This is a genomic window from Streptosporangium sp. NPDC002524 (assembly GCF_040295985.1).
Classification (GTDB): Bacteria; Actinomycetota; Actinomycetes; order Streptosporangiales; family Streptosporangiaceae; genus Streptosporangium.
On sequence record NZ_JBEOWK010000010.1, the window covers coordinates 130,991 to 157,528 of the forward strand.

The 26,538-nt window shown below is 72.2% G+C and carries 26 protein-coding genes; 11 read left to right on the top strand and 15 right to left on the bottom strand.

Translation table 11 applies throughout. The annotated features are described in order from the left end of the window. Nucleotides 1-126 precede the first annotated feature (126 nt). Nucleotides 127-1,623 (bottom strand): carboxyl transferase domain-containing protein, encoded by a 1,497-nt coding sequence (locus ABT053_RS19155; protein ID WP_350970424.1) that lies wholly within the window; start codon nucleotides 1,621-1,623, stop codon nucleotides 127-129. A gap of 49 nt (nucleotides 1,624-1,672) precedes the next feature. After that, a complete protein-coding gene (locus ABT053_RS19160; protein ID WP_350970425.1) occupies nucleotides 1,673-2,836 on the bottom strand; it encodes a CaiB/BaiF CoA transferase family protein in 1,164 nt (387 codons plus the stop codon). Nucleotides 2,837-3,349: 513 nt separating this feature from the next. Here ABT053_RS19160 and ABT053_RS19165 point away from each other — a divergent pair. The 6 genes from ABT053_RS19165 to ABT053_RS19190 all read left to right on the top strand — a co-directional run bounded on the left by ABT053_RS19165 (nucleotide 3,350) and on the right by ABT053_RS19190 (nucleotide 8,567). Beyond that, on the top strand, nucleotides 3,350-4,687 hold the full coding sequence (locus ABT053_RS19165; protein WP_350970426.1) for an FUSC family protein: 1,338 nt from the start codon (nucleotides 3,350-3,352) through the stop codon (nucleotides 4,685-4,687). 168 nt (nucleotides 4,688-4,855) lie between these two features. Continuing rightward, the gene (locus tag ABT053_RS19170) at nucleotides 4,856-5,209 is read left to right on the top strand and encodes a PRC-barrel domain-containing protein (RefSeq protein WP_350970427.1); all 354 of its coding nucleotides are present in this window, start codon (nucleotides 4,856-4,858) and stop codon (nucleotides 5,207-5,209) included. A gap of 358 nt (nucleotides 5,210-5,567) precedes the next feature. Further along, nucleotides 5,568-5,942, top strand: a complete 375-nt coding sequence (locus tag ABT053_RS19175) for an STAS domain-containing protein (RefSeq protein ID WP_350970428.1) — start codon at nucleotides 5,568-5,570, stop codon at nucleotides 5,940-5,942. A 182-nt stretch (nucleotides 5,943-6,124) separates the two neighbouring features. After that, nucleotides 6,125-6,532, top strand: a complete 408-nt coding sequence (locus ABT053_RS19180) for a YciI family protein (protein WP_350970429.1) — start codon at nucleotides 6,125-6,127, stop codon at nucleotides 6,530-6,532. Beyond that, nucleotides 6,529-7,677, top strand: a complete 1,149-nt coding sequence (locus ABT053_RS19185) for an RNA polymerase sigma factor (protein ID WP_350970430.1) — start codon at nucleotides 6,529-6,531, stop codon at nucleotides 7,675-7,677. The genes ABT053_RS19180 and ABT053_RS19185 overlap by 4 nt, the downstream gene beginning before the upstream one ends. Before the next feature lie 329 nt (nucleotides 7,678-8,006). Beyond that, a complete protein-coding gene (locus tag ABT053_RS19190) occupies nucleotides 8,007-8,567 on the top strand; it encodes a GNAT family N-acetyltransferase (RefSeq protein ID WP_350970431.1) in 561 nt (186 codons plus the stop codon). A gap of 308 nt (nucleotides 8,568-8,875) precedes the next feature. Here ABT053_RS19190 and ABT053_RS19195 read toward each other — a convergent pair whose 3' ends face one another. Both ABT053_RS19195 and ABT053_RS19200 read right to left on the bottom strand, forming a co-directional pair. Continuing rightward, a complete protein-coding gene (locus ABT053_RS19195) occupies nucleotides 8,876-9,079 on the bottom strand; it encodes a cold-shock protein (protein WP_049562746.1) in 204 nt (67 codons plus the stop codon). Between the two features lie 231 nt (nucleotides 9,080-9,310). Then, nucleotides 9,311-9,562, bottom strand: a complete 252-nt coding sequence (locus tag ABT053_RS19200; protein WP_350970432.1) for a hypothetical protein — start codon at nucleotides 9,560-9,562, stop codon at nucleotides 9,311-9,313. A gap of 123 nt (nucleotides 9,563-9,685) precedes the next feature. Here ABT053_RS19200 and ABT053_RS19205 point away from each other — a divergent pair, with 123 nt between their 5' ends. Further along, nucleotides 9,686-10,555, top strand: coding sequence for a TetR/AcrR family transcriptional regulator (locus ABT053_RS19205; RefSeq protein ID WP_350970433.1), 870 nt, complete (start codon nucleotides 9,686-9,688; stop codon nucleotides 10,553-10,555). Between the two features lie 231 nt (nucleotides 10,556-10,786). Here ABT053_RS19205 and ABT053_RS19210 read toward each other — a convergent pair whose 3' ends face one another. The 3 genes from ABT053_RS19210 to ABT053_RS19220 form a co-directional block, all read right to left on the bottom strand. Continuing rightward, entirely contained in the window at nucleotides 10,787-12,799 is a 2,013-nt protein-coding gene (locus ABT053_RS19210; RefSeq protein WP_350970434.1) for a hydantoinase B/oxoprolinase family protein, read from the bottom strand. Nucleotides 12,800-12,937: 138 nt separating this feature from the next. Next, nucleotides 12,938-15,208, bottom strand: a complete 2,271-nt coding sequence (locus tag ABT053_RS19215; protein ID WP_350970435.1) for a hydantoinase/oxoprolinase family protein — start codon at nucleotides 15,206-15,208, stop codon at nucleotides 12,938-12,940. A gap of 231 nt (nucleotides 15,209-15,439) precedes the next feature. Next, the gene (locus ABT053_RS19220) at nucleotides 15,440-15,904 is read right to left on the bottom strand and encodes a hypothetical protein (RefSeq protein WP_350970436.1); all 465 of its coding nucleotides are present in this window, start codon (nucleotides 15,902-15,904) and stop codon (nucleotides 15,440-15,442) included. Between the two features lie 313 nt (nucleotides 15,905-16,217). Between ABT053_RS19220 and ABT053_RS19225 the strand changes: the two genes are divergently transcribed. Together ABT053_RS19225 and ABT053_RS19230 are read left to right on the top strand one after the other, a co-directional pair. Next, a complete protein-coding gene (locus tag ABT053_RS19225; RefSeq protein ID WP_350970437.1) occupies nucleotides 16,218-16,856 on the top strand; it encodes an SRPBCC family protein in 639 nt (212 codons plus the stop codon). A gap of 347 nt (nucleotides 16,857-17,203) precedes the next feature. Further along, entirely contained in the window at nucleotides 17,204-17,836 is a 633-nt protein-coding gene (locus ABT053_RS19230; RefSeq protein ID WP_350970438.1) for a thymidine kinase, read from the top strand. Between the two features lie 235 nt (nucleotides 17,837-18,071). Here the strand turns inward: ABT053_RS19230 and ABT053_RS19235 are convergent, their stop codons facing one another. From ABT053_RS19235 to ABT053_RS19250, 4 genes are all read right to left on the bottom strand, one after another. Beyond that, on the bottom strand, nucleotides 18,072-18,770 hold the full coding sequence (locus tag ABT053_RS19235) for a DsbA family oxidoreductase (protein WP_350970439.1): 699 nt from the start codon (nucleotides 18,768-18,770) through the stop codon (nucleotides 18,072-18,074). A gap of 457 nt (nucleotides 18,771-19,227) precedes the next feature. Continuing rightward, nucleotides 19,228-19,680 (bottom strand): ATP-binding protein, encoded by a 453-nt coding sequence (locus ABT053_RS19240; protein WP_350970440.1) that lies wholly within the window; start codon nucleotides 19,678-19,680, stop codon nucleotides 19,228-19,230. Next, nucleotides 19,677-19,871: a DUF5999 family protein gene (locus ABT053_RS19245; protein ID WP_350970441.1), complete on the bottom strand. Its 195-nt coding sequence runs from the start codon at nucleotides 19,869-19,871 to the stop codon at nucleotides 19,677-19,679. The genes ABT053_RS19240 and ABT053_RS19245 overlap by 4 nt, the downstream gene beginning before the upstream one ends. Nucleotides 19,872-20,409: 538 nt before the next feature. Then, nucleotides 20,410-21,456 (bottom strand): LysR family transcriptional regulator, encoded by a 1,047-nt coding sequence (locus ABT053_RS19250; RefSeq protein WP_350970442.1) that lies wholly within the window; start codon nucleotides 21,454-21,456, stop codon nucleotides 20,410-20,412. A gap of 341 nt (nucleotides 21,457-21,797) precedes the next feature. On the opposite strand from ABT053_RS19250, the gene ABT053_RS19255 reads away from it, so the two are divergent. Together ABT053_RS19255 and ABT053_RS19260 are read left to right on the top strand one after the other, a co-directional pair. Then, nucleotides 21,798-22,679 carry a serine hydrolase gene (locus ABT053_RS19255; RefSeq protein ID WP_350970443.1) on the top strand — a complete coding sequence of 294 codons (882 nt, stop codon included), beginning with the start codon at nucleotides 21,798-21,800 and terminating at the stop codon, nucleotides 22,677-22,679. A gap of 348 nt (nucleotides 22,680-23,027) precedes the next feature. Beyond that, complete coding sequence (locus ABT053_RS19260) at nucleotides 23,028-24,008, top strand: MBL fold metallo-hydrolase (RefSeq protein ID WP_350970444.1); 981 nt, start codon at nucleotides 23,028-23,030, stop codon at nucleotides 24,006-24,008. Between the two features lie 100 nt (nucleotides 24,009-24,108). On the opposite strand, the gene ABT053_RS19265 is transcribed toward ABT053_RS19260, so the two are convergent. From ABT053_RS19265 to ABT053_RS19280, 4 genes are all read right to left on the bottom strand, one after another. Next, nucleotides 24,109-25,008 carry a hypothetical protein gene (locus tag ABT053_RS19265; protein ID WP_350970445.1) on the bottom strand — a complete coding sequence of 300 codons (900 nt, stop codon included), beginning with the start codon at nucleotides 25,006-25,008 and terminating at the stop codon, nucleotides 24,109-24,111. 25 nt (nucleotides 25,009-25,033) lie between these two features. After that, the gene (gene mnhG / locus ABT053_RS19270; RefSeq protein ID WP_350970446.1) at nucleotides 25,034-25,363 is read right to left on the bottom strand and encodes a monovalent cation/H(+) antiporter subunit G; all 330 of its coding nucleotides are present in this window, start codon (nucleotides 25,361-25,363) and stop codon (nucleotides 25,034-25,036) included. A 139-nt stretch (nucleotides 25,364-25,502) separates the two neighbouring features. Then, a complete protein-coding gene (locus ABT053_RS19275; protein ID WP_350970447.1) occupies nucleotides 25,503-25,757 on the bottom strand; it encodes an MrpF/PhaF family protein in 255 nt (84 codons plus the stop codon). Nucleotides 25,758-25,988: 231 nt separating this feature from the next. After that, entirely contained in the window at nucleotides 25,989-26,531 is a 543-nt protein-coding gene (locus tag ABT053_RS19280; protein WP_350970448.1) for a Na+/H+ antiporter subunit E, read from the bottom strand. Between the last annotated feature and the right edge of the window lie 7 nt (nucleotides 26,532-26,538).

Below are 26,538 nucleotides of genomic sequence, written 5' to 3' on the forward strand. Positions count from 1 at the left end.
CACCACCCGTACCCCCGGGCCACGTCGAGACGCCGGTGACGGACCGGCCTTCGACTCACGCCGAGCCTGACGCCGGTGACAAACCGGCCTTCAGCTCACGCCGAGCCTCCGGCAGAGGGCCCGCCTTCAGTTCACGCCGAGCCGCCGGTAGCGGGCCAGCCGGGCGGCGAGGCGGTCGGCGGGGGCCTGGCCCAGCAGTCCCGCGATCTCGTGCTCCAGGGTGCGCGCGACCCGGGCGCAGAACGCCTCCGGCTCGTAGGCGGCGTCGGGGAACTCCGGGATGATCCGGTCGACGAGACCGTCCCTGCGCAGGTCGGTGGATCTCACCCCCTGCGCGGCGGCGATCTCCGGGGCGAAGTCGACGCTCCGGTACAGCAGCGCCGAGGCCCCCTCGGGAGACAGCGGCGACAGCCAGCCGTGCTGGGCGCACAGCACCCGGTCGGCGGGGAGCAGCGCGAGCGCGGCGCCGCCCGCGCCCTCTCCCAGCAGCAGGCACACGGTCGGGGCGTCGAGCATCACCAGGTCGGCCACCGAACGGGCGATCTCCGCGGCCAGGCCGCCCTCCTCGGCCGCCTTGGACAGCGCGGCCCCGGCGGTGTCGATCACGGTGACCAGCGGCAGCCCCAGCTCGGAGGCGAGGCGCATGCCGCGCCTGGCGACCCTGAGCCCGGCCGGGCCGAGCGGGGCGTCGATCCGCTGGTGCCGCCGGTCCTGGCCGAGCACGATCGCGGGAGCCGCGCCGAACCTGGCCAGCGCGAGGACCAGCCCGGGGTCGTTCTCGCCCACGCCGGTGCCGTTGAGCGGGGTGACGTCGGAGGCGCCCAGCTTGAGCAGCGCCCGCACCCCGGGGCGGTCGTCGCGGCGGGAACGGCTGATCGCGTCCCACGCCTGGACCGTCGGGACCCGCTCGTCCGGCTCGGGCCCCGGATCCAGGTCCCGGCGGGGGGCGCACAGCACGGCGAACGCCCGTATCGCGACCCGCCGGGCGTCCCGCGCCGACACGACGGCGTCGACCAGGCCGTGGGCGAACAGGTTCTCGGAGACCTGGACACCCTCGGGGAACGGGTAGCCGTGCAGCGACTCGAACACCCTCGGCCCCAGGAACCCGATCAGCGCGCCCGGCTCGGCGGCCGTGACGTGCCCGAGCGACCCCCAGGAGGCGAACACCCCGCCGGTGGTGGGATGGCGCAGGTAGACGACGTACGGCAGTCCCGCGGCGCGGTGCGCGGCGACGGCGGCGGTGATCTTCACCATCTGGACGAAGGCCACCGCGCCCTCCTGCATCCGGGTCCCGCCCGAGGCGGGGGCCGCGAGCAGCGGGAGCCCCTCGGCGGTGGCCCGCTCGACCGCGGCGGTGAGCCGCTCGGCGGCGGCCACCCCGATCGAACCGGCCAGGAAGGAGAACTCGCACACGACGATCGCCACCCGGCGCCCGTCGAGCAGGCCCTCCCCGGAGATCACCGACTCGTCGTATCCCGTCTTGGCCCGGACCGCGGCCAGCTCCTCGGCGTACCCCGAGCCGGGCGCGGCGGGGTCGGCGGGCGGCTCGTCCCACGAGCGCCACGTTCCCGGGTCGAGGAAGGTGTCGATCAGCGTGCGCGCGTCGGGCCGCGCCGGGGTCATACCCGCGCTCCCCGGGACGGCGTCCGGCCGCGGAAGGGGGGTGTGCCTGTCATCGCTCGCGCGCCTCCAGCCAGGCGAGGACCTCGTCGTCGTGCTCGCCGAGCGCGGGCGGGGCGGTATGGCGCACGGGAGGGTCGCCGTCGAAGCGGAGCGGCGGTCCCGGCAGCTCGATGGCGCCGAGCACGGGGTGGTCCACCTCGACGACCAGGCCCTGGGAACGGGTCTGGTCCCAGGCGTAGACCTCGTCGAGGGACCTGATGGCCCCGGCGGGCACCCCGGCCTCGCCGAGCGCGGCGAGCCAGTGCGCCCTGTCGTGCTTGGTGAGCGTCCGCTCCATGTCGGCGATCAGCTCGTCCCGGTGCGCGAACCTCTCCCGGTTGGTCGCGTACCTGGCGGTGTACGGGTCGGCGTCCAGCCCCAGCAGGGCGGCGACCTTGCGCCACTGCGTGTCGTTCGCCGCCGCGATCTGGATCATGCCGTCGGCGCAGCGGAAGGCGCCGTAGGGGGCGATGGAGGCGTGGTGGTTGCCGGCCGCCCGGGGCACCTGGCCGCCGACCGTCCAGGCCGTGCCGTGGTAGGAGTGCACCCCGGTCACCGCGGCCAGCAACGAGGTCCGCACGACCTTGCCCCGCCCGGTCCGCTCCCGCTCGTAGAGCGCGGCGACCACCCCGTACGCGCCGTGGATGCCGCCGAGCAGGTCCGCGACCGAGGCGCCCACCCGGTACGGCTCCTCGGGCGACGGGCCGGTCAGGCTCATCAGCCCGGCCTCGCCCTGCGCGATCTGGTCGTACCCGGGCCTGCCGCCCTCCGGGCCGTCGTGGCCGAACCCGGTGATCGACAGGATGACCAGGCGGGGGTTGAGCTCGTGCAGCCGCTCGACGGAGAAGCCCAGCCGGTCCATGACGCCGGTGCGGAAGTTCTCCACCAGCACGTCGCTCTGCCGCACCAGGCGCTCGACGAGCGACCTGCCCTCGGCGGACTTGAGGTCGACGGCGATCGACTGCTTGTTGCGGTTGGCCGCCAGGAAGTACGTGGAGATGTCATGGCCGGGACCCACGAACGGCGGCCCCCAGCCCCGCGACTCGTCACCCCCCGCGGGATGCTCCACCTTGATCACCCGGGCCCCCAGGTCACCGAGCATCTGCGCGGCGTGCGGGCCCGCGAGCGCGCGAGAGAGATCGAGGACGACGATGTCGCCGAGTGCTCCCTGCAAGATCAACCTCCGGTGCGTGGCGGCCGGCCCGGCCGGCGAGGGCTCCCCCGGTCCCGGCCCGTTCGCCATGGGACCACCCGGCCCGACGACCGGACGGGGGAACACCCATGATCTCCCATACCATCATCGAGCGGGACGGGAGGGGGCGAGATCATGAGGACGTGTTCGTCACGATCTCCCTCCCGGCCCCGGCCGGGAAGAACCGGGGTCACCCCCGTACCGGCGGGCCCACCCGAACCGGCCACCGCCGACCGCTCACCGCGAACCGGCCACCGCGGACCACTCACCACGGACCGATCACCGCGAACCGGTCACCACGGACCGGCCACCGCCGCCCGCCAGAACCGCGCTCTCCGTACGGGCACCCACCCTCCCCCCCACCACCAGAGCGGACCTGAGAGCGGCGTGGCGGTACGGCCGCGTGACCGGCGAGAGCGTCCCCTCTCGCGCGGCGGCGGGACGGCGCGCCGCTCACCGTTTGCCAAACGATGATCGTTAGGTAAAGGTCAAACGGTGACTAATCGGGGCATTGACTGGGTGCGTACCGCGATCCGGCGTGAGGTGCGGTACGTGCGCGGCCAGATGGCCGGGCTGGGGACGCGAGGTTCCGAGCAGCGCTTCGAGATGCGCCAGATCGCCAAGGCGACCCTGGCCGCGGCGCTGGCCTGGTTCCTCGCCGATCGGCTGCTGCCGCGCGAGACGGTGTGGATCGCTCCCGCCACCGCTGTGATCATGGTGCACGCGACGGTGTACCGGACGCTGACCAACGGGGTACGGCGGGTGTGCGCGGTGGCCGCCGGTGTCATCCTGGCCGGCAGCGTCGGCAACCTGCTCGGGCTCAACGCGCTCAGCCTGGTGCTGGTCGTGCCGCCGGCGCTGGTGGCCGCGCGCTGGCGGCGGATGGGACGGCACGGCACGGACGTGGCGACCACCGCCGTGTTGATGCTGTCGTTCGGCGCGGGCTCCCAGGAGCGCTACCTGCTGGCGTACGTGGTGGCCACCGGGATCGGCGCGCTGTCCGGCGGGCTGGTCAACGCGATGGTGTTCCCGCCGCTGTACCAGCGCCGCCCCTACGAGGCGGTGCTCCGGCTGAGCAAGGAGGCCGCCGCGCTGCTGGAGGCCGTGGCCGCCGGGTTGCGCGAGCGCTGCGACCTGTCGGACCTGCCCGACTGGCAGCGCCACGCCGACCGGCTGGACGCCCACCTGGCCCGGGCGAGTTCGGCCATCGCCGACGGCGCGGAAAGCCGCCGCTACAACCTGCGCCGCACCCGCGTCCCGCAGACGTACGAGGACCACGAGGGGCTGCTCGCGGCGATGAGCGAGATCGGCGTGCACATCCACGCCCTGGTGCGGGCGCTGGCCTATGCCGCCCAGCGCCGGCGCGGGCGCGGCGACGACCCGCCGTGGATCAGCGACGAGTTCGCCCGCGACTACGCCGCGCTGCTGGACCTGCTCGCCGAGGCGCTCCAGGCCCAGATGCGCACCGCCGACGAGCCCGCGAAGCTGAGCGCGGTGATCTCCGCCGCCCTGGAGCGGGCCGGCGCGATCCAGGAACAGATGACCGAAGAGGTTCGTACCGGCCAATTGGACCAGCCGCGCGGCTGGGCGGTGACCGGAAGCCTGCTCACCGACGCCGAGCGGATCCTGGCCATCCTGAACACCCTGCACGCCGTCACCGAGACCGCCGACGCCGCCGCCCCCTTCGACCCCGCCGATCCCGCCGATCCCGTCAATCCCGCCGATCCCGTCAATCATGCCGATCACGCTGTCAGCGGCGCGCCTGCCGTCGGCGGCACCGACGACACCGTTGGCACCGGTGACACCATGGCGCAGGCCGACAGCGCCCGGTGAGTCCCCGCCGGGGCCGGGCCCCCGCCGGATGCCCGCCCGGCTCTCGCACCCTCACCGGCCGCGCCGGAAAGCCAAACCTCACCCCTCCGGCACCCCCGACCGCTGTTTACCGAGAGTAGTGAGGGTAAAGCTGTGAGTGTCACACCTTCGCTGACGAGGAGAAACGCCGTGACCGAGAACGTGTGGAACTACCGCCCCGGAGCCCGTGACGAGCAGGTCCTGGACCTGGTCGGCTTCGACGTGGAGGCCACCGACGGCAAGATCGGCTCAGTGGACGAGGAGAGCGACGCCGTCGGCGACAGCTACATCGTCGTCGACACCGGATTCTGGATCTTCGGCAAGAAGGTCGTGCTGCCGGCCGGCACCGTGACCCGGGTCGATCCACAGGAGCGCAAGATCTACGTCTCACGCACCAAGGAAGAGATCAAGGACGCCCCCGAGTTCGACGAGGCGACCTACAGGGAGCCCGACTACCGCGACAAGCTCGGCGGCTACTACGGCCCCGGAAGCGGCACCCTGTAAATATCGACCGCCGCTTCGAGCCCCTTCCCACCCAGGGAAGGGGCTCGAAGCGCGTTACGAGGGTGGATGTCCGGCGTACGGCAGCCGAAAGCGGCGGACGCCACCGGTCGCCGAGACTTCGGACCGTGGCGATACGATAACGGCGATCACCTGATGGAGGATTCGCCCCGTCACCGGCGGCAGGCGGCTTCTCGTCGGGAGAAACGCGAGGTGACCGCGCCGGTCCCGACCGTGGCTCCGGCCGGTGCCGACGGCGGGGGCACGACCCGTGCCATCATCGCGATCCCGGCCGGATCCGGATCCGTCCGGGCCCCCGGACCTCCTGCCCCACCCTCACCTCCATCGTGAAGGCACCCTGATGACCTCTGCCGTCCAGCTCGACCCCCACCCCGACCCCACCCTGCCCGACGCCGTGATCGTGGCGCTGGCCGGCGAGCTGGACTACACCAACACCGACCACACCCACCAGCGGATCCTCCTGCTGCTGGAGGGCGGCCACCGCCATCTGGTGCTGGACGTGGGGGGCCTGACGTTCTGCGACTCCACCGGCATCAAGATCTTCCTGGCCCTGCGCACCCTGATCGCCGACCGTGGCGGCCTCATCGTCCTCAGCGACCTGAGCCCCCACCTGGAGCGGATTTTCGAGATGACCGGGCTGACGCGGTTCTTCACCCTCCGGCCCACCCGCGCCGAGGCCCTGGAACTGGTCCGCGCCCACGCCTCTTCCTCGTAGGAGCCCCCGCTTCCTCGTAGGAGCCCCCACTTCCTCGTAGGAGCCCCCGCCAGAATCCGCACAGGAGCCCCCGCCGAAGTCCGCCGGAAAAATCTCGTGAAGGGATGTCGAGAACCCGCACACGGCTCCGTCCCAGGGGCGAACACGGCCACAATGGCCGTATCGCACCAAGGAGAAACACGATGGCCAAGTACCTGCTGCTCAAGCACTACCGCGGCGCGCCGGCGGCGGTCAACGACGTGCCGATGGACCAGTGGGAGCCGGAGGAGGTCTCGGCCCACGTGCAGTACATGCGTGACTTCGCCACCCGGCTCGAGGGCACCGGCGAGTTCGTCGACGGCCAGGCGCTCTCCCCGGAGGGCACGTTCGTCCGCTACGACGGCGAGGGACGGCCGCCGGTCACCGACGGCCCGTTCGCGGAGACCAAGGACCTGATCGCCGGCTGGATGGTGATCGACGTCGAGACCTACGAGCGGGCCCTCGAACTGGCCGGCGAGCTGTCCGCGGCTCCGGGCGCGGGCGGCAAGCCGATCCACGAGTGGCTTGAGCTGCGCCCGTTCTACGCCGAGCAGCCCACGGCCACCGAGTGAACGAGCCGTTGCTGCGGGAGCTGGTGCCCGCGGTGATCGGTGTCCTCGTCCGCCGCGGAGCAGACTTCGCGGCGGCCGAGGACGCCGCGCAGGACGCCCTGGTCGAGGCCGTGCGCGTGTGGCCGGACGACCCGCCGCGCGACCCCAAGGGCTGGCTGGTCACCGTGGCCTGGCGTAAGTTCCTCGACGCCGCCCGCGCCGACACCTCCCGGCGGCACCGCGAGGTACGCGTCGAGACCGAGCCCGTGCCCGAACCGGGCGAGGCGGTGGACGACACGCTCCGGCTGTACTTCCTGTGCGCGCACCCGTCCCTGACACCGGCCTCGGCCGTCGCGCTCACGCTGCGCGCGGTCGGCGGCCTGACCACGCGGCAGATCGCGCGGGCCTACCTCGTGCCGGAGGCGACCATGGCCCAGCGGATCAGCAGGGCCAAGCGGGCCGTCTCCGGCGTCCGGTTCGACCGGCCCGGGGACGTCGCCACCGTGCTGCGCGTGCTCTACCTGGTCTTCAACGAGGGCTACTCCGGCGACGTCGACCTCGCCGCCGAGGCGATCCGGCTCACCCGCCAGCTGGCGGCCGGGATCGACCACGAGGAGGTCGCGGGCCTGCTCGCGCTCATGCTGCTGCACCACGCCCGGCGCCCGGCGCGGACCGGACCCGGCGGCAGGCTCGTGCCCCTCGCCGAGCAGGACCGCGGCCTATGGGACACCCGCCTGATCGCCGAGGGCGTCGACGTGCTCCAGGCGGCCCTCGCCCGCGACCGCCTGGGCGAGTTCCAGGCCCAGGCCGCCGTCGCCGCGCTGCACGCCGACGCCCGTACGACCGAGGAGACCGACTGGGTGCAGATCGTCGAGTGGTACGACGAACTGGTGCGCCTCACCGGCAGCCCGGTGGCCCGCCTCAACCGGGCCGTCGCGGTCGGCGAGGCCGACGGCCCGCGGGCCGGACTGGCCGCCCTGGCGGAGCTCGACCCCGCCCTGCCCCGCCACACCGCCGCCGCGGCGTACCTGCGCGAGCGTGACGGTGACCCGGTGGCCGCGGCGCGGCTCTACGCCGAAGCCGCCCGGTCGGCGTCCAGCCTCCCCGAACGCGACCACCTCACGCGGCAGGCCGCGCGGCTCAACGCGGCGCTGAAGCGGGGTTGAAGGCGGGGCTGAAGGCGAGTCCCCCGCCCGGACCGCGGCCAGAAGCGGCGCCCCCGTGACCGGTCCGCCCCGTGACCGGCCCGCCCGCCTCCCGCGCGGCGCCCGGCAGGCCGCCAACCCCTCGATCTGACGCGGTGCCGGGCGGGCCGCCGACCCTCGATCCGATGCGGCGCCCGGCAGGTCGCCGACCCTCGATCCGATCATCCTCGAACGTCGCCGTCCCACCGCGAGCTCACCTCGCGGTGGGCGGGGAAGACCCGGATACCGGCGGCCAGGACAGGGGCCCGTCTTCTATGATCACGAGCCTAGTCTTCTATGATCACGGGCTTATGAGCCGATCGCGCACGCTGTCCGCCACGGAAATCCGTTCGGAACGACTCCTGCTTCGCATCGCGTTGCTCGACGCCGACCGGGAAGGGTTCGTCGAGCTCCATACCGACCCCGAGGTCCAGGCGTACATCGGTGGTCCCCAGGCCCGCGGTGACGTCGAGCGGCGCTTCGACGCGGCGATCGCCGCCGCGACCTCCAGGCCCGGTGGTTACGTCATCGCGGACAACACGACGAACCGGTTCATCGGGAACCTGACGCTCACCCGCCGGTCGGCCGACGCCCCCGGGCATGTCACCGAGGAGGGCGGGGAGCTGGAACTGGGCTACGTGCTGCGGCGTGGCGCGTGGGGCTCGGGGTTCGCGTTCGAGGCCGCGACGGCCGCGTTGCGCGCCGCGGCCTCCGAACTCCCCGACCAGCCGGTCCTGCTCGTGACCCAGACCGCGAACGAACGATCTCTGAGACTCGCCGCCCGGCTTGGCTTCCGCCCCATCGGCACGTTCGAGGAGTACGGCGCCGAGCAGACCCTCTGCACGGCCCCCCTGTCCGCGTTCGGAATCTGATCGACCCTGTTCACGTTCCGGATCTGGTCGATCCTGTCCGCGTGCCGGATGCCGGTCGACGGTCCGTCGGCAGGAGACGCTCGGCGGCTTTTCACGGCTCGGGCGGCGTAGAAGACGCGCTCTGCGGCTTTCGCGGCTCGGGCGGTGCCTCGGTGGCCTCGGGGAGCCGTTCCAGCGGGGTCCCCCTCCCCCGGCACCCCCTGGGTCCCGGCGTACGGAACGGGTCCCGGCGGGCGGACGGGGACGCGAAACGAGCCGGGGCCCGCACCTCAGAGAGGTGCGGGCCCCGGCCCGTGATGCGCCTGCTACTAGGCGGGAACGATGTTCTCCGCCTGCGGGCCCTTCTGGCCCTGCGTGACGTCGAAGGAGACCTTCTGGCCCTCCTGCAGCTCACGGTAGCCCTGGGCGGCGATGTTGGAGTAGTGGGCGAAGACGTCGGCGCCGCCGCCGTCCTGCTCGATGAAGCCGAAGCCCTTTTCAGCGTTGAACCACTTAACGGTTCCAGTCGCCATGATCATTCTCCTTCGATAGGGGGCAGAGCCGAGATCCACACCACGTGGATCTCGCGTCGCCGCGATGAGCCCATCCGGAGATGACCGGGAAAACAAAATGCACCTGAAGGGTTATCCGTCAGGTGCACACAAAGTTTCATGGGTACCACAACCGCAACTACGTTCAGGCTAGCACCTGTCCGGACCAACATACGAGCCCACCCCGGTCCGGACACCGGGAGTCTGTGACGATCACCCGCTCGACCGCCCCTCGCGCGCCGTCGCCCGCTTGTGCGCGGCATCCAGGAGCACGATCACGGCGAAGGCCACGATCGTCGCGCCCACCGCCGCGACATAGCACCAGGGGGCGGGCAGGTAGTTGGCCGCAGTCAGGACGTTGGGCGCCTTGTCGGTGAACACGCGGAAGACGATCGCCAGCGGCCCCTCCCAGACACCCGCGGCGAGCACCAGCAGCATTCCGAGCCGGTACCAGGCCTCGTTCATCGCGTACCTCCTTCGTGTGATCTCAAGAATGATACGAACGTATCAAACGATCATGAAATAAAGGGCCTATGATCTGGAGAATCCTCGACTTCCGTCACAGATTATTGGGAATATCCTGTGAGCGTGCGTGACGAAAACAAGGCGGCGTGCCAGGTCTGCCGTGCCCCGCTGCCCTCGGTGACGCGGGGGCGGCCCCCGGCGTACTGCTCGCGTGGTTGCCAGGCCAGGGCGTACCGGCGGCGGAAGAACCCGCCTCCCGCGCCCGCGGCCCCCGAGCCGGGCACGCGGTCGTCCAGGCGCCGGGAGATCAGCGAGGCGCTCTGGCGCGTCGCCGCCGGGCGCGGGCTGGACGCGGCGAGCATCCGGGAGGTCGCCGCCGAGGCCGGGGTCTCGCCGCGCGTGGTCCAGTACCACTTCGACGGCAAGCACCGGCTCCTCGTCTCCGCGCTCCAGCTGCTGTACGAGGACAACGAGCGGCACGCCCGGGTGCGGATGGCCTCGGTCGACCCCTCGGACTCCCGGGCCCTGCTGCGGGCGATCCTGGGCGAGTTCCTGCCGCTGGACGACCAGCGCCGGACGGCCCTCCGGGTGCTCGCCGCCTACTACGCCCGCAGCCTCACCGATCCCGCGCTGGCCTCGGTCTTCCTGCACGACGCCCAGCCCCTCGAACAGCTGGTCGCCGGTGTCATCGAGCGGGCCCGGCGCGACGGGACGGCCGCGCCGGGGCTCGACCCGTGCCACGAGGCCGACCTCCTGGTGGCCGGGATCACCGGGCTGGGCATGGACGTCCTCCACGGACGGCGCACGATGGCCGAGGTCCGGCGCGTCGTCGACTACCACCTCGGCCGCGTCTTCCCCATGGGCCAGGAAGACCCCACGGGTCCGGGAGGCACCACGGGCCCGGGAGACCACACGGGCCCGGGAGGCACCACGGGCCCGGGAGACCACACGGGCCCGGGGAGGGGCGCTTCAGGCGCGGCCGGGCCGCCCTGATCCGGCGGCCCGCGCACGCGGGCATCTCGCGGAGAGGCTCTCCGAGTCCGTCACGGCGAGACTCGACGGTCCGCGCACGCGAGGATCTCGCAGAGAGGCCCTTCGGGTCCGTCACGGCGAGACTCGACAGTCCGCGCACGCGAGGATCCCGCGGACCGGCCCTCTGGGTCCATCACGGCGAAACTCGACGGCCCGCGCGCGAGGATCTCGGCCCGGGCCGCTCCAGGAGCGTCAGATGAGGTCCACCTCCGCGTAGGGCAGGCCCCCCGACAGGCTGGGGAAGCCCGGCCCCCGGTCGAAGAAGGGGGTTGCGGCCGGATCCGCCGGGAGGAGGGCGCGGAGACCGGCTCGGCGAGCCTCGGTGGCCTCGGCGTCCACCTGGAGATCGCCGGGGTCGCTGGGGTCGCCGGGGTCGCCGGGGTCGCCGGACAGGATGACCCCGTAGTCGTCGCGGGCGCCGTCGGCGGAGACCTTGCCGTCGCGGACGTCGGCGGCCACCAGGGCGGGATCGCGGTCCAGCGGGGAGCCCCAGCCGCCCCCGCCCGTGGTGCGCACCCGGATGATCTCACCGGCCCGGACCGGCGAGTCGTCCACCAGGCCCTCCATCTCCCTGCCCTCGATCTCCACGACGAAGGGCCGTCCGGCCCGGCCGCCGTTCACGCCCCAGCACGACAGGATCGAGCGGTCGGCGATGGACATGAACGAGGCGTCGCGGAGCATCCGCAGGTGCTTGTCGTAGCCGAGCCCGCCCCGGTAGAGGCCGGGGCCGCCGGAGTCGCGGGCCAGGCCGAGCCGCTCGACCCGGAACGGCCAGCGGGACTCGGCGAACTCGACCGGGATGTTGCGCGAGTCGGGCACCACGTGGATGGTGTCCTCCCCGTCGGCGTACCACCGGCCGCCGGAGCCTCCGCCGAGGACCTCCCTCATCAGGTACGGGGTGCCGTCGAGGCCGTCGCCGTAGACGCCGGTGTAGCGGATGGTCTCCTGGTCGGCGGGCATCCGGCCGCCGGTCGCCTTGGCCAGTACCCCAGCCAGCACGCCCAGCAGGCGCAGGATCACGAACGTACGGGCGTTGGTGGGGGCGGGGAAGATCGGGGTGAGCAGGGTGCCCTTCCCGGGGAACCGCATCTCGATGAGGGGGACGACGCCCTCGTTGACGTCGAGCTCGGCCATCCGTTCGGGGGTGTCGGCCAGGTTGCGCAGGATCGGCGCCAGCCACTTCTTCAGGAACACCCCGTCGGCGTAGTCGCCCGCGTGGTTGATCGGGCCCTTCGCCTGCGGGGAGGTGCCGGTGAAGTCGATGACCAGCGGAGAGGCGGCCGAGTGGTCGACGGTGAGGGTCATCCGCTGCGTGTGCAGGCGGGGCTCGTCGACGCCGTCGTGCTCGGCGTAGTCCTCCCACACGTGCGTGCCCTCGGGGATCTTGGCCAGCAGTTCCCTGCGGAACGTCTCGGTGGTGTTGGAGATGATCGCGTCGAAGCACGCCTCGACCGCCTCGCGCCCGTACCGGTCGAACAGCTCGCCCAGCCGCCGCGCGCCCATCAGGCAGGCCGAGCACTCGGCGTCCAGGTCCCCGGCGAGGGAGTCGGGCATCCGGGAGTTGCGCGTCATGATCGTGAGTGCCGCCCGGTTGGGCACGCCCTCGTCCCACAGCTTGATCGGCGGGACCATCAGTCCCTCCTCGAACACGCTGCGCGCGTTGCTCGGCATGGAACCCGGCACGGCCCCGCCGATGTCGTCGTGGTGCCCGAACGCCTGCACGAAGGCGACGACCTGCCCGTCGTGGAAGACCGGGACCGTCACGCACAGGTCGGGCAGGTGCCCGATGCCACCCTCGGACAGGTAGACGTCGTTGTGGAAGAACACGTCGCCGGGCCGCATCTCGCCGACCGGGAAGTCCCTCACGATCGGCTGGACCAGCGCCGAGTAGGACCTGCCGGTCAGTTTGCGCAGCCGTACGTCGTGGATTCCGGCGCGGAAGTCGTGCGCGTCGCGGATCATGGGCGAGCGGGCGGTACGGGCGATGGCCGTCTCCACCTCCATCTCCACCGACGCGAGCGTCCCCTCGACGATCTCCACCAGCACAGGGTCGGCCCCGCCCACCGGCCGCCCGTCCATGGTCACCGGCCGCCCGTCCGTGGCCGCCGGTCGCCCGTCCATGGTCACCGGCCGCTCATCCGTCGCCGCCGGTCGCCCGTCTGTGGCCGCCGGTCGCTCGTCGCGCCGGGCTCGCTCCGTGCTCATCGGCCGCTCACCGCTTCTCGTCCACTCGGCTCGTCGCGCCGGGCTCGTCGCGCGCTCATCGGCCACTCACCGCTCACCGCTTCTCGCTCACTCCGCGAGCCGGTCCGGGCCCGCCCGTCGCTCGCCGGTCGCTGCGCGTCACGCACGGCGTACCTCCAGGTTTCCGAACTCGTCCATGGTCGCGGTGAAGCCGGGGTGGAGCGGCAGCGTGGAGCCGTACTCCTCGATGACCGCCGGGCCGGTGATCGTCGCCCCGGCGGTCAGGTCGGGGCGGCGGTGGACGGGGGTGGCGCCCCACTCGTCGTAGAAGACCTCGCGGGAGGCGACCGGCTCGGGGCGCGGGTCGCCGTGGGGCCTGCGGCCGATGACGGGGCGGGTGATCGGGCCGATGCCGGAGACGCGGAGGTTGACCCACTCGACGCCGTGCCGGGGGTCGTCGCGGTAGCCGTACCCGTAGAGCTTGTGGTGCTCGGTGTGGAAGCGCTCCAGCACCTCGGCCCGCCAGGCCTCGTCCGGCGGGCCGGACGGCGCGGGCACCCTGACCTCGTAGGCCTGGCCGTAGTAGCGCAGGTCGGCGCTGCGCGCGTAGACGTGCGCGCCGGTGGCGAAGCCCTCGCGGTCCAGGGCCGCGGCGGCCTGTCCCTCCAGGTCGCCGAAGATCTCCCCGGCGGTCTCCGGGGAGAGGTCGCGGGTGACGAAGGTGCGCACGTAGTCGTTCTTGACGTCCACGGTGAGCAGCCCGAAGGCCGAGACGTTGCCCGGGTCGGGCGGGACGATCACCGACGGCAGGCCGAGGATGTCGATCAACCGGCAGACCAGCAGCGGCCCCGAGCCGCCGAAGGCGACCATGGGGAAGTCCCGCACGTCCAGGCCGCGTTTGACGGTGATCTGGCGGATGGCGTTCGACTGGTTGAACGCGCTGATCTCCAGGATGCCCGCCGCGGTCCGTTCCGGGGACAGCCCGATCTTGCCCGCGAGCGCCTCGATCCCCTCGCGGGCGGCGTCGGCGTCGAGCGGGATCTCCCCGCCGAGCAGGTGCGGTGGGACCCGGCCGAGGAAGACGTGCGCGTCGGTGACGGTGACCTCGGTGCCGCCCCGGCCGTAGCAGAGCGGGCCGGGGTCGGCCCCGGCCGATCTGGGCCCGACCTTCGGCGTGCCCTCGGGGGAGATCCACGCGACGGAGCCGCCGCCCGCGCCGACGGTCACGATGTCGATCATCGGGATCTTGCAGGGGTAGCGGCCGATGCTGCCCTCGGTGGTCAGGGACGGCTCCCCGTCGACGACCACCGCGACGTCGGTCGAGGTGCCGCCGCCGTCCAGGGTGATCACCGAGGGGTGCCCGGCGGTGGCGGCGATCAGCGCGGCGCCGAGCGCGCCCGCGGCCGGTCCCGAGAGCACGGTGGTGATCGGCTGGTGCACGACCTCGGCCGCGGACAGCACGCCGCCGTTGCTCTTCATCACGGAGAACGGCATGCCGCTCCCCCGTCCCGCCCGCGCGACGTCCGGTGTGCCGTCCGTTGTACCGCCCGGCGCGGACGGCTCCGTGCGCTCCGGGTGATCAGGGTGATCAGGGTGATCTGGGTGATCCGTGCGCTCCGTATGTTCCGGGTGCTCCGTGCCCGCGACGGCCCTCCGGTACGTCCGTCCGGCCGCGTCCTGGGCGTGGCTCGCGGCCTCCAGGCGTTCGGCCAGGTTGGCGATGTAGCGGCGCATGGTCGGCTTGACCGCGGCGTCGACCAGGGTGGTGACCGACCGCTCGTACTCGCGGTACTCGCGCAGCACGTCGCACGAGATCGAGACGACGGCGTCCGGGTGCTCCCGTTCGAGGACCTCCCGCATGCGCAGCTCGTGGGCGGGGTTGGCGTACGAGTGCAGGAAGCACACGCCGATCGCGGTGATGCCGCGCTCGCGGAACCACCGGGCCGCCGCGACGGCCTGTTCCTCGTCGAACGGCCGTACCTCGGCCCCGGTGTGGTCCAGGCGCCCGCCGACGGTCCTGACCCGGTGCACCGGGACGATGCGGGGCGGTTTCACCCAGAAGTAGGAGTTGCCGTAGCCGTCCGGCACGCTCTGGCGGGCGATCTCCAGGATGAACTCGAAGCCCTCGGTGGTGACGAAGCCCAGGTCGGCGATGCGGTCCTCGAGGAGCTGGTTCGTGGCGACCGTGGTGCCGTGCACGACGGCCGACACGACCTCCATGCCCACGTCGTCCGCGCCGCCCGCGTTGCCCGTGTCCTCCGCCCTGGCCGCCTTGCGCAGGACCTTCCGCACCCCCTCCATGAACCCGTCGGCCGGGTTGGCGGGGGTGGAGGGAGTCTTGGTCGTGGTGATCTCACCGGTCTGCTCGTCCACCGTGACCACGTCGGTGAACGTGCCTCCGGTGTCGACCCCGATACGGACGCTGCGCATGCCCCCGTGTCTACCCAGTCCCGGCGAGTCCGCAAATCGGCGGACCCTGCCGAAGCTGTGCCCGGTCCTTGGGCAGTGTTGGCGGGAAACGGCCGGGAAACGACCTCGCCGGAAAGGACCTCGCCGGGAACGATCCCGCCGCCCCGGGTCACCGACCGGGAGGACCGGGGAACCGGGAGGCGGCGGGAGGACCGGGAGGCGGCGGGAACCTGGAGGCGGCGGGAACGGACCTCAGCGGCGGCGGGGGCCCATGGTGGTGTTGATCACCGCGTCGGCGTCGTGCGCGTGGATCTTGGCGGCGAGGCGGATCGCCATCTCGTTCGTGCGGCGCAGTTCGGCCTCGACCCGGTCTTTGCCGGACTGGCCGACCTGCACGCCGAAGTAGGCGCCGATGACCGCGCCCGAGACCCCGACGAGCCCGGCGAACGGCGCGGCCGTGTCGCCCTCGCGCAGCGCGATCACCACGAAGCCGATCAGGATGACCACGAGCCCCATGACGACGACGTAGAACCCGTACCGCCAGCGAGCCGCCTCGGCCTGGGCGGCGACGGCCTCGTCCTCGGTCATCATCGCCGCGAGCGCCGTGGGCATCTCCGTGGCCTCCGTGCCGGAGGAACCGGAGGGACCGGAGGCGCCGGGGGTCACGATGGCCGGGGTCTTGCCGAGGGGTGGAGCGGAGTTGTTGGTGGTCGTCACAGGTTCTCCCACTTTTCGATGGACCAAAAGGAATCTCCCACGGTTTTCACCAGCAAGCCAAGTCAGGCCATGTCATGACGTGTCGCGGCTTGTCAATTGGAGACCACCCCTTCTACCAGGGCATCTCACGCCCAGAGGTCCTCATCCGTCCCACGGCTCACCACCAGTTGTAGATCGTTATCTTTCGAGCGGGCACGCGAGGGCGAGTCGTCCGCGAAACATGAAGATCACGATCCGTGATCGGCCGGGTAAAACCGGACTCAGATGAGATAGAAGACAATCACTACTCTCATTCGTTTTTCACGAGGTATCAGTGACAAAGCTCCTCCGGCTTCTCGTGGCGCCACTGTCCGCCGCCGCCCTCCTCCTTACCGTGTTCTCGACGCCCGCCCGCGCCGACACCGACCCCGTGCTCGCCGCCCAGTGGCAGCTCGCGTGGGACACCTACCGGTTCTACGAGTGCCTGACCGCTCCCCTCCCGATAACGGGACGGAGCCAGGTCAAGCGCGACATCTCCATCGAGATCAACGCACCGGTGGAGCACGTGTTCGACGCCTACTCGAACATCAACAACCACCTCGGCATGCACTCGTTCCTGAAGCGGGTCGTCACCCACGCGGACCGGACCGAGGCCGGGACGCGCTACGTCGACTTCACGGCCGTGGAGGACATCCCGGTCGCCGGGCTGCCCGTCACCTCCAACACGCACGCGCAGCAGCGCATCCACCGCGACGAGCTCTACTACGAGACCGACTCCTGGACGCTGCCGAACGTCGTGACGCACCAAAAGATCGTCTTCGAGGACCTGGGCGACGGGCGGACGCGGGTCACCGAGCATCTCACCTTCGAGGCGAGCATCCTGCTCATCGACTTCACCGTGACGAACGGCGTCTCCTCCCACCAGGCGACGCAGGCGGGCCTCAAGGCGGCGATCGAGAGCGGCGAGCTCTGAGCCAACTCTTCGGCCGGCTCGTCGGCCGGTTCATCGGCTGACTCACAGGCCGGCTCGTCGGCTGACCGGTCGGCTGGCCGGTCGACCGGTTCTCGGCCGGTTCTCGGCCGGTTCTCGGCCGGTTCTCGGCCGGTTCTCGGCCGAGGGGGCCGTGCTCGCCCTTCATCGGGCGCGGCCCCCTCGTCCCGGTTTACATGGGTCGTCGATGGTTCTTTCCGGTCCTCACCGGCGGACCTGACGGGCTCGGACGGGCCGCTCTCGTACGGCCCGGCGGCAGGTGAGCGCGACGGGACGATCACCCGGGGTGGAGATCGCGGAACACGTCCGGAGTACTAGGCTGGCCCCCCGTGACCGAATTGTCTGCTCTCTCCGCCGTTCCCGCCGGTTCCCGGGACGGAGTGCTGCGCTTCTACTTCGGCCCGATGGACTGCGGCAAGTCCACGCTGGCCCTGCAGATGAACTACAACCACGGCCGCCAGGGCAGGCGCGGTCTGGTGCTCACCAAGCACGACCGCTCGGGCACCCCGCAGGTCACCAGCCGGATCGGCCTGGGCAGCGAGGCCGTCGAGGTCGTCGACGACCTCGACCTGGTGGCCCTGGTCCGCGCGCACGAGCCCATCGACTACGTCATCTGCGACGAGGCGTGCTTCTACACGGTCGCCCAGATCGAGCAGCTCGCCGACCTCACCGACGACTTCGGCGTCGACGTCTACGCCTTCGGCCTGGCCTCGGACTTCCGCTCGCAGATGTTCCCCGCCGCCCAGCGGCTGTTCGAGCTGGCCGACGAGATCAGCCGCCTGCAGGTCGAGGTCCTGTGCTGGTGCGGGCGCCCCGGGCGCCTGAACGCCCGGGTGGTCGGCGGCAGGATGGTCCGTACCGGCGAGCAGGTCGTCATCGGCGACACGGGCGCAGACCCGATCCGCTACCAGGTGCTGTGCCGTCGCCACCACCGCTCCGGCGAACTCGGCCTGCCCGGCTGACCCCTCGCGGGCGCGGGAAACGACCGCGCGGGGAAACAGCCGTGCGGGGAAACAGCCGTGCGGGGAAACAGCCGTGCGGGGAAACAGCTCGCGGGGGACGGCTGGCTGAGGGAACGGCTTGTTGGGGAAACGGCCGAGCGAGGGAACGGCCGGTTGAGGGAACAGGCGGGCGGAGGAACGGCCGGGCGGGGGACGTCCCCGCCCGGGTGATGTCCGGCTGATGTCCGGGCGGTGTTCAGACCGCGCAGTGGCCCTCGTCGTCGCAGGCGTCGCCGCCGTTCGCGGCGGCCTTGACGGCCCTGGCCGCGGGCGACTGGCCGGTGCGCTCGGCGACCTCTTCGAGGGCGGCGAGCAGGGTGTCCTCGGGCTGGGCGCCGGAGACGGCGAACTGGCCCTCGAAGAGGAAGAGCGGCACCGAGCTGACACCGATGGCGCGGGCCTGGGCCAGCTCCTCCTTCACCGCCGCCGTGCCGTCCTCCCCGTCCAGATCGGCCCGTACGCCGAGCTCGCGTGCCAGTCCGGCGAGGACCTCGCGGGAGCCGACGTCGAGGCCGTCGGTGAAGTGGGCGCGGAAGAGGGCGTAGAGCGCCTCCTCCCCCTTGCCCTGCTCCCCGGCGAGCCGGATGAGGCGGTGCGCGTCGAAGGTGTTGGCCTGGATCGAGTGATCGAAGTCCAGCACCAGCCCGTCCTCGGCGGCGACCCCGGTCACCCTCCCGAACATCTGGGCGGCCTGCTCGGCCCCGCCGAACTTCTCCGCGGCCCAGGTGAGCGTGAGCTCGCCGTTGGACTTCGCGTCCGGCGCGAGCTGGAACGGCCTGAACTCGACCTCCACCTCACCGCCCTTGGCCCGGTAGCGCTCCACGGCGCGGGCGAAGCGGGTGTGGCCGATGTAGCACCACGGACAGACAACGTCTGAGTAGATTTCAACCTTCACACCACGCTGCAACCGGCACGGGGACCCGCTGATTCCACCTGATTCCACGCGCTCGTCCCACCGTCCGGGGGCATGAGCACGTGACACCCCGGCGCGAGCCGCCCGACCGCCGGGAGCGACGTGCGTCGCCGGGCGCCCGAGGTCGGTACGGAGGCTGCCTTCCGGATCCGGGGCCGATCCCGGATCAATACGGCAGTGGCCTACCGGACGGGCTCCGCAGGTCCGGCACGTCCCGGGCGGGACGTCGCGCACGCCTGCGGATTCGTATCCGGCGCGTCCTCCGGGACTCCTGTCGTATGCGTGTACGGGCCTGGCCCGCCGATTCTCGTGGTGTGCCGCCGTCCGGGCGGCGCAGGTGATCCATGGCGTCTACGTCCCCCGTATCCTCTCCGCCCCTCGTCGAGGAGAGGCGTTCCTGTCGTGGCCGGTGGGCCGGGTCGCGGGGAGGTCGCCCCTCTCAGGCCGCGGTGCCGTCGAGACGCGCGGGGACGGACAGCTCGAACCAGCTGACCTTCCCCAGGAGCGTGCGTTCACTGCCCCAGCGGTCGGAAAGCACGTCGAGCAGGTACATCCCGCGCCCTCCCTCCTCGTCCTCGTCGATGTCGCGTACGCGGGGCAGGACGGGATTGGCGTCGTTCACCTCGCAGCGCAGCGTTTCCTCCCCGCAGGAGACGGCGAGCCGGATCGGTCCCCACGCGTGGCGCAGCGCGTTGGTGACGAGCTCGCTGACGAGCAGCCGGGCGGTCTCGCCCTGCTCGTCGATCCCCCACTCGGCCAGCTGCCCGCAGACCAGCCGCCGGGCCCTGGGCACCGAGGCCGCACTGGGCACGAGCTGCCAGGACGCCTTCCTGGCGTGGGGGCGGGGGAGCGAAACGGCGACCGCGCAGAGGGCGAGGGCGAACGTTCTCATGCCGCCCTCCCCCAGGGAGCGCGGTGGGCGGGAACGCAACGCCCGTCGGGCAGGAGTTCTCCAGTGTCGTCGAAGACCACCACACCGTTGCAGAGCAGCCCCCATCCCTGTTCGGGATGAGAGACCACGAGACGGGCCGCCTCGTGGTCGAGGGCGTCCGCGGACGGACAGGCGGGCATGTGCTGACACACGGTCCTACTCCGATCTTGATTGGCTGCGGAGGGGACCTCACGGAACCCCCGAGCGGGCGATCAACCTCACCGGTTCGCCTCCGGCCCGTCGCCGACGAGACCGGCTCCCCTTCCGAACGCGAGGGACCCGTCTCGCCTCCGCTGCCGGTCCTACGCGCGCACGCGCACACGTGCGGTCCTGTGTAGGGCTGTATGGCTCGGCTGTACGGCTTGACGCGGCGCGGCCGGTTCACGGCGAACGGTTCCGGTATTAACCGGAAACCCGTCGTCGGCGCCCGCGTTCACCCGTTCGATGACCCGCACGTGGCACAAAATCTTCTGCCACATCCCCGACACGAATACGGTGTTGATTTATCGCCATATATATGTTGATTCATCTGTGTTTACACCCGTGTGTGTTGAAGGTCGATAGAGCCAGCGCCTTGTCCTGGTAGAGCATTCTTTGCGGTACGGGTTCTCCCTCGGCCAGGTAAAGGCCGGGGAGGCCGAGGGGGCCCAGGTTGGCTTGGGGACCGAGGCATCGGCTCGGAGCGGGGATCTACGGGGTGTAGACGACGGACCAGGGGCGGGGCGTGGGCGCCGGGGATGCCAAGGGTGTTGTCCCCGGCGTCCCGGCTGTGACGTCCTGGGCGAGGATCCCGGCCGCCAGGGCGGCGAACCCGGCGGCGGCCGGGTGGGCCGGCCGCTCCGGCCAGGCGACGCAGATCCCTCGCCGCAGAGGAGTTCCGGCCAGCGGGCGCCAGACCAGCCGAGGCTCCCTGCGGGCCACCGCCTCCTGCTCGAACGCCACCCCGTGCCCCGCCAGCACGAGCCCGAGCAGGAACTCCGGGTTGCGGGCGTGCTGAAGGCGTACGGGCGAGAATCCCCCCGCGCGGCAGACGTCGAGCACGCGGTCGTACCAGGCCGGGGAGGTCTCGCGGGGGAAGACGACGAGGTCGTGCCCGGCGAGGTCGGCCAGCGCGATCTCCCAGGGCCGCGACCCCGGCCGCCGCGACTCCGTCCCTGACCGCGTCCCCGGCTCCGGCCCTGCCGGGACCGAGTCCGGCCGGGCCAGTACCAGGGGGGAGGTGCGTGGCAGCACCACGCCCAGCGGGATCTCCACGACGGGCCCGGACCGCAGACCGGGAACGTCGACGGGGTGGTGCACGAGGCCCGCGTCGAGCTGGGCGGAGGTCAGGCGGCGCAGCTGTTCCGGGGTGGTCAGCTCGTGGAGCTCCAGCCGCAGCCCCGGGGTCTCCTCGGCGACGTGCCGCAGCAGGGCGTGCAGCGTCACGGCCGGGATCTCCGGGGGCACCCCGACCCGGAGCGTCCCCAGCTCACCGTCACCGGCCTGGCGCATCGTCGCCCGCAGGCGCTCCTCACCGGCGAGGAACCGCCTGGCCTCCCCGACGAGGAGCCTGCCCGCCATCGTGAGCTCGACCTGCCGGCGCGAGCGGTCGAACAGCTCGGCACCGAGCTCACGTTCCAGCCGCTGGATCGACTGGCTGAGCGGCGGCTGCGCGATGCCCAGTACTTCAGCGGCGCGGCCGAAGTGCAGCTCTTCGGCGACGACGATGAAATGCCGCAGATGCCGGGAAAGGTCCACGGCGTCACGATAAGCGATCGCCCACGGCCACGCGGCACGCCAAGGCCCTACAGACCTGCGGCCCTGCGGCCCTGCGGACTCGGGGACTCGCGGCCCCGTGGACTCGCGGCCCCGTGGACTCGCGGCCCTGCGGATTCGGGGACCTGTGGACTCGGGGACCTGCGGACCCACGGATCCACGGCGGGTCGCGATCGGGCGGCGGGCCTGCGGCGCGTCACGGCCTCGCAGCCCCAAAGCCCCACAGCCCCGAGGACCCACGGCCCCGGGGACCCACGGCCCCGGCGACCTGTGGACCTGTGGCGCTTCGCGGTCGGGTGATGGGCCTGGATAGCGTTGCGGGCATGTCGGCAGAGGAACGGATAGCGAAAATCTTCACGGCCGCCGGGGTGGAGGGGCGCCTGCACGCGCTGGACGTCACCGGAGGCCGCGAGATCGCCGTACGCGCCGACGAGCAGGTCGTGATCGCCTCGATCTTCAAGGTGCTCCTGGTCCTGGAGTTCGCCCGCCAGGCGGCGGCCGGACAGCTCGACCCGGCCGAGCGCGTTCTCGTGACGGCGCGGGACAGGCTCGGCGGATGGGGGACCGCCGGATGCGCGGACGACGTGGAGATGTCGCTGCGCGATCTCGCCCACTTCGCCATGCAGGTCAGCGACAACACCGCCGCCGACCTGCTGATGCGGAGGGTCGGCCTGGACACCGTGCGGATGCTCGCGGCGGAGCTGGGACTGGCGCGCACGCGCGTGATCGGCGGGCCCAGGCAGGTGCTGGAGTCGATGCTCGCGGACGTGGGGGCGCGCGACGACGCCGAGTTCGCGCGGATCTTCCCGGCGCTGCCCCCCGAGCGGGTACGGGCGCTGCGGGTCCTCGATCCCGATCACACGACCTCCAGCACGGCACGCGACATGACCCGGATGCTCGGGCTGGTCTGGCGGGACGAGGCCGGGCCACCGGAGGCGTGCGCGGCCGTCCGCGACTACATGACACGGCAGATCTTCTGGACGCGGATCGCCTCGGGCTTCCCGCCGGGGACGCGGGTGGCCGCCAAGACGGGGACGCTGCCCGGCCTGCACATGGAGGCCGGGGTCGTCGAGTACCCCTCCGGCGAGAGCTACGCGGTGGCGGTCTTCGCCCGGACCGGTGAGCTGCCCACCCGGCGCGTCGACGTCGACCTGGCGATCGGCCAGGCTGCGCGAACCGCCGTCGACGCGCTGCGGGGCGAGTGAGCCCCGCCCCTCTCCCCCTGGAACCCGACCAGGTCACACGGGTCCGGCCGTCGACGCGCCACGGGCCGGACGAGTCCTCCTTCCCCACTCGCGGGGTGAGTTCCGCCTCCCCGAACGCCGACTGAGACCCCGCCTCACCTGCTCTGATACGTGTTCGCCTATGGGAGACGACGGTCACGGATCTTGGACGTGGGCGGTCCGGTGGTGGTTGGGTCCTCAGCGGGCCGCACACGGCCGGCGGTAGTCACCCGGACAGCCCAGGTGACGGCCGCGCGTTCGTCCGCACCGAGGATCCATACCGAGGGCCCGTAGCAAGGGCCTGCCGAGGGTCCGTACCAAGGGGGAGAGATGTCCCGATTCGATCGAAGAGGTTTCCTGCGCACCGCGACGGCGGGGGCGGCGCTGGCGGGGGCCGCGCTGACACCGGCGGCCGGAGACCTCCTGTCCCCGTCCCCCACCGGGGCGGCGACGGCGCGGCCGGGCGGGCGGAAGAACGCCGCGACGTTCCGCTGGCTCGGCACGTCGGGCTGGCGCGTGGACGTGGGGTCGTCGACGTTCCTCGTCGACCCGTACGTGACGCGGTTCGACACCGGCCTGGCGGCGGGCGCCTTCGATCCCGCGACCCCGCTCAAGGTCGACGCCGAGGCGGTCGGCAAGCACACGGGAACGCCGAAGGTGGTGCTGGTGACGCACGCGCACTGGGACCACTTCAACGACGTCCCGCACATCGCGACGTCGACCGGGGCACGGGTGGTCGGCACCGCCACCACGTGCAACCTGGCGCTGGCGTTCGACGTGAGGAGCAACCTGCTCAGCCCGGTGAAGGGCGGGGAGGTCCTGGACTTCGGTGAGTACGTCGTCGAGGTGGTGGCGTCGCTGCACAGCCGCAACGCCGACTACTCCATGCTCTTCCCCGGCGTCCGGACGACCAGGCCGGAACGCAGGCCGGAGACCATCTCCGAGCTGCCCGAGGGCGACACCCTGGCGTTCCAGGTGACGGTCAAGGGCGGCCCGTCGGTTTTCCTCATGGGCGGCAGTGACTTCGTCGAGCGCAACCTCACCGGTCTCGCCCCGGACGTCGCGATGATCCCCACCACCTCCTCGTCGTCCACGTACGACTACGTGCCGCGCCTCCTGCGGGCCCTGGACATGCCCCGCGTGGTCGTACCGGTGCACTGGGACAACTTCGAGGTGGCGCTGGCGAACCCGCCGCAGGCGGACGAGAAGTCGAGGAGGAGCCTCGCCGAATTCGTCGCGACGGTGCGCAAGGTCAGCCCCGGGACGAAGGTCGTGATCCCGGACTATCTGACACCGCACACCTTCGACTGACGCCCGCCCCCACGGCCCTTGGTTACGCCCCCCGGTCACGGTCCTCGCTCACAGGTCCGTGCTCACGGTTCGCGTCAGCGGTCCGTGTCGGCGGTCCGTGTCAGGGAACGGAGGCGATCTCCTCAAGGCGGGCGGCCAGTTGCTCGGGCTCGCCGTCGATCAGGGCGGACACCCCGCGCCACCAGGCGAACCACTCGCCGCTGCGCCACATCCAGTCGATCCGCTCGATGGAGGCGACGACGTCGCCCTTGACGCGCCACGCCTCACCGGCCTGCTCGGCGGAGGCGCCGTGGCGCAACGCCCAGGCGTGCAGGGTCGCGGCGGCCTCGGCGTCGACCGGTTGCTCGTACGGGTCGGGGTGCTCGTCCAGCCGGTGGGGGCCGAGCCCGGCGGCGACGCCCCAGCTCCACTGGGCCTCGGCGGGGCGGGAGTAGCGCAGGGAGTCGAAGTCGAGGTTGGAGCCGAGCCCCTCGTCGGAACGGCGCAGGACCACCGCGTCGAGACGGCCGCCCGCGTCGAAGGAGACCACGATCCGCTGGCCGGGGTGCGCGTCCTTGGGCAGCTCGACCCGGTCCTCGGCCTGCCAGGAGTTGAGGTCGGTGACCGCGGCCGGGCGGCCCCAGGTCTCGTCGGCCGCGTCGTCGGCGATCCAGGCGGCGAGCATCTCCAGGACGGTCAGGTCGGTCCACGGTTCGATCGCCGTGGCGGTCTGGAGCACCTCCTCGGGCGCGGGCAGCTTGTCACCGCGCTCCTGCCGCCACCACTCCCTCCCGAGCTCGCGGGTGCCGACCAGCAGACCGGCCAGCGCGGCGAGCTCGGTGGACCTGCGGGTGAGGGGGGCGCCGCGCGCGAGCTCGACGGAACGCGCGACGCGGTCGGCGCCCAGGGCGGCCTCCGCCTCGCCCAGCAGCAGGGCGACGTCCGGCCGCTCCTCGCCCAGCAGCTCGCGGATCAGTCGTCTGGCCTCGGTCCTCGCGTCCTCCGCACGTGCATCACGCATACCGACACGGTACGCCGGGAGATCCTTAGGCGCGAGCGTCACCGGGCGGTACGGCCGTGCCGTCGTCCCGTGGCGACTCGGCGAGATGCGCCGCCCTTCCCACCATGTAGGCGGCCACCGCCGCCGTCACCACCTGGTAGACGGCGACGAGCAGTAGGGTCCCCGCGACCGTCCAGCGGGGGTGGCGCAGCCACATGGCGAGCAGGACGAGGTGGAGGCCGAGCACCTGGGGCTTGGTCGCCGCGTGCATGCGGGCGAGGGTGCCGGGAAACCGGACCAGCCCCACCCCCGCCGCGAACGCCAGCCCCGCCCCCAGCAGCAGGCACGCGCCCGCGGCCACGTCCAGCCCGGTCACCGGACGCGCCTCACGCGCGGCTCCCGGTCCGCGGGACCGCGACGCGTGGGGTGACGGTCCTCCGAGGCCGGTCTCCCGGAACGGTCCCCCCACCGGGGCCGCCGTACGGAACGGCCCGCACGCGACCCGGCCCGCGCGGTCAACGGGCACGTCCCGCGAAGAACCTCACCAGCGAGACCGAGCCGACGAACCCCAGCAGGGACAGCACCAGCAGCACGGGCAGCGCCGAGTACTCCCGGTACGTCGCCGCCTCCGCCCCGACCGCGCACATGACGACGGCGGTGAGCACGTCCAGAGCGACGGCCCGGTCCAGCATCGTAGGGCCGCGGACCAGGCGGTAGAGCGTCATCACCGCAGCGGCGGCGAGCAGCGCCAGCACGGTCAGGTACGTCACCGTCACCGCTCCTCCCCCTCCCAGACCACCGTCACAGTCCCCACACCCCCTCAAATGCCCTTGTCACAGCGCCTCCCCCTCCCAGACCACCGTCAACGTCATCACGCCCCCTCGCGTGAGGTCGCGCCCATCGCGTCCCTTCACAGGTCACCGTCATTCCCCTGCCCCCCGTTCCTTCCGGCACGGCGCCCGATACGGCGTCGCCACCGCACCCCACCCCGTACGGCACCGTCATCGCAGCTCCTCCTGGTCGGCGCGGGTGCCGAAGGCGGCCACGATGCGGCTCTCCAGCCGTGTCACGTCCTCGCGGGTGACCCGGGTGACGGCCTGTGCGTCGCCCGGGACGCCGAGTACGTGGAGCACCAGCAGCCTCCGCCGGACGTTCGCCTCAAGCACCAGGCTTCCCGGCAGCGCCGACAGCGCCACCGTCATCAGCACGGCCACCGTCTCCGACGAGGAGCGCAGCCCGACCTCGACGATCTGGACCGGGGGCGGCGCCCCCGGGCGCAGCGCCCAGAAGGCGACCCGGAAGCTGGAGACCACCAGATCCCCGGCGAAGCGGACGACGAACAGCAGGATCCCGACGGGGTGGAGCCGGATGCCGGAATCCTGGACCGGCAGCGGCAGCAGCCACACGACGACCAGCCCGGCCAGCAGGCCGCCGAGCACGTTGCCCACGCTGAGGTCTCCCCAGAGCAGCAGCCAGACCACCGTCAGCCAGGCCACCAGCGGCAGGGGTACGGGCCTGCCCAGCACCCGGGGCACCGGGATCACCGGGCCC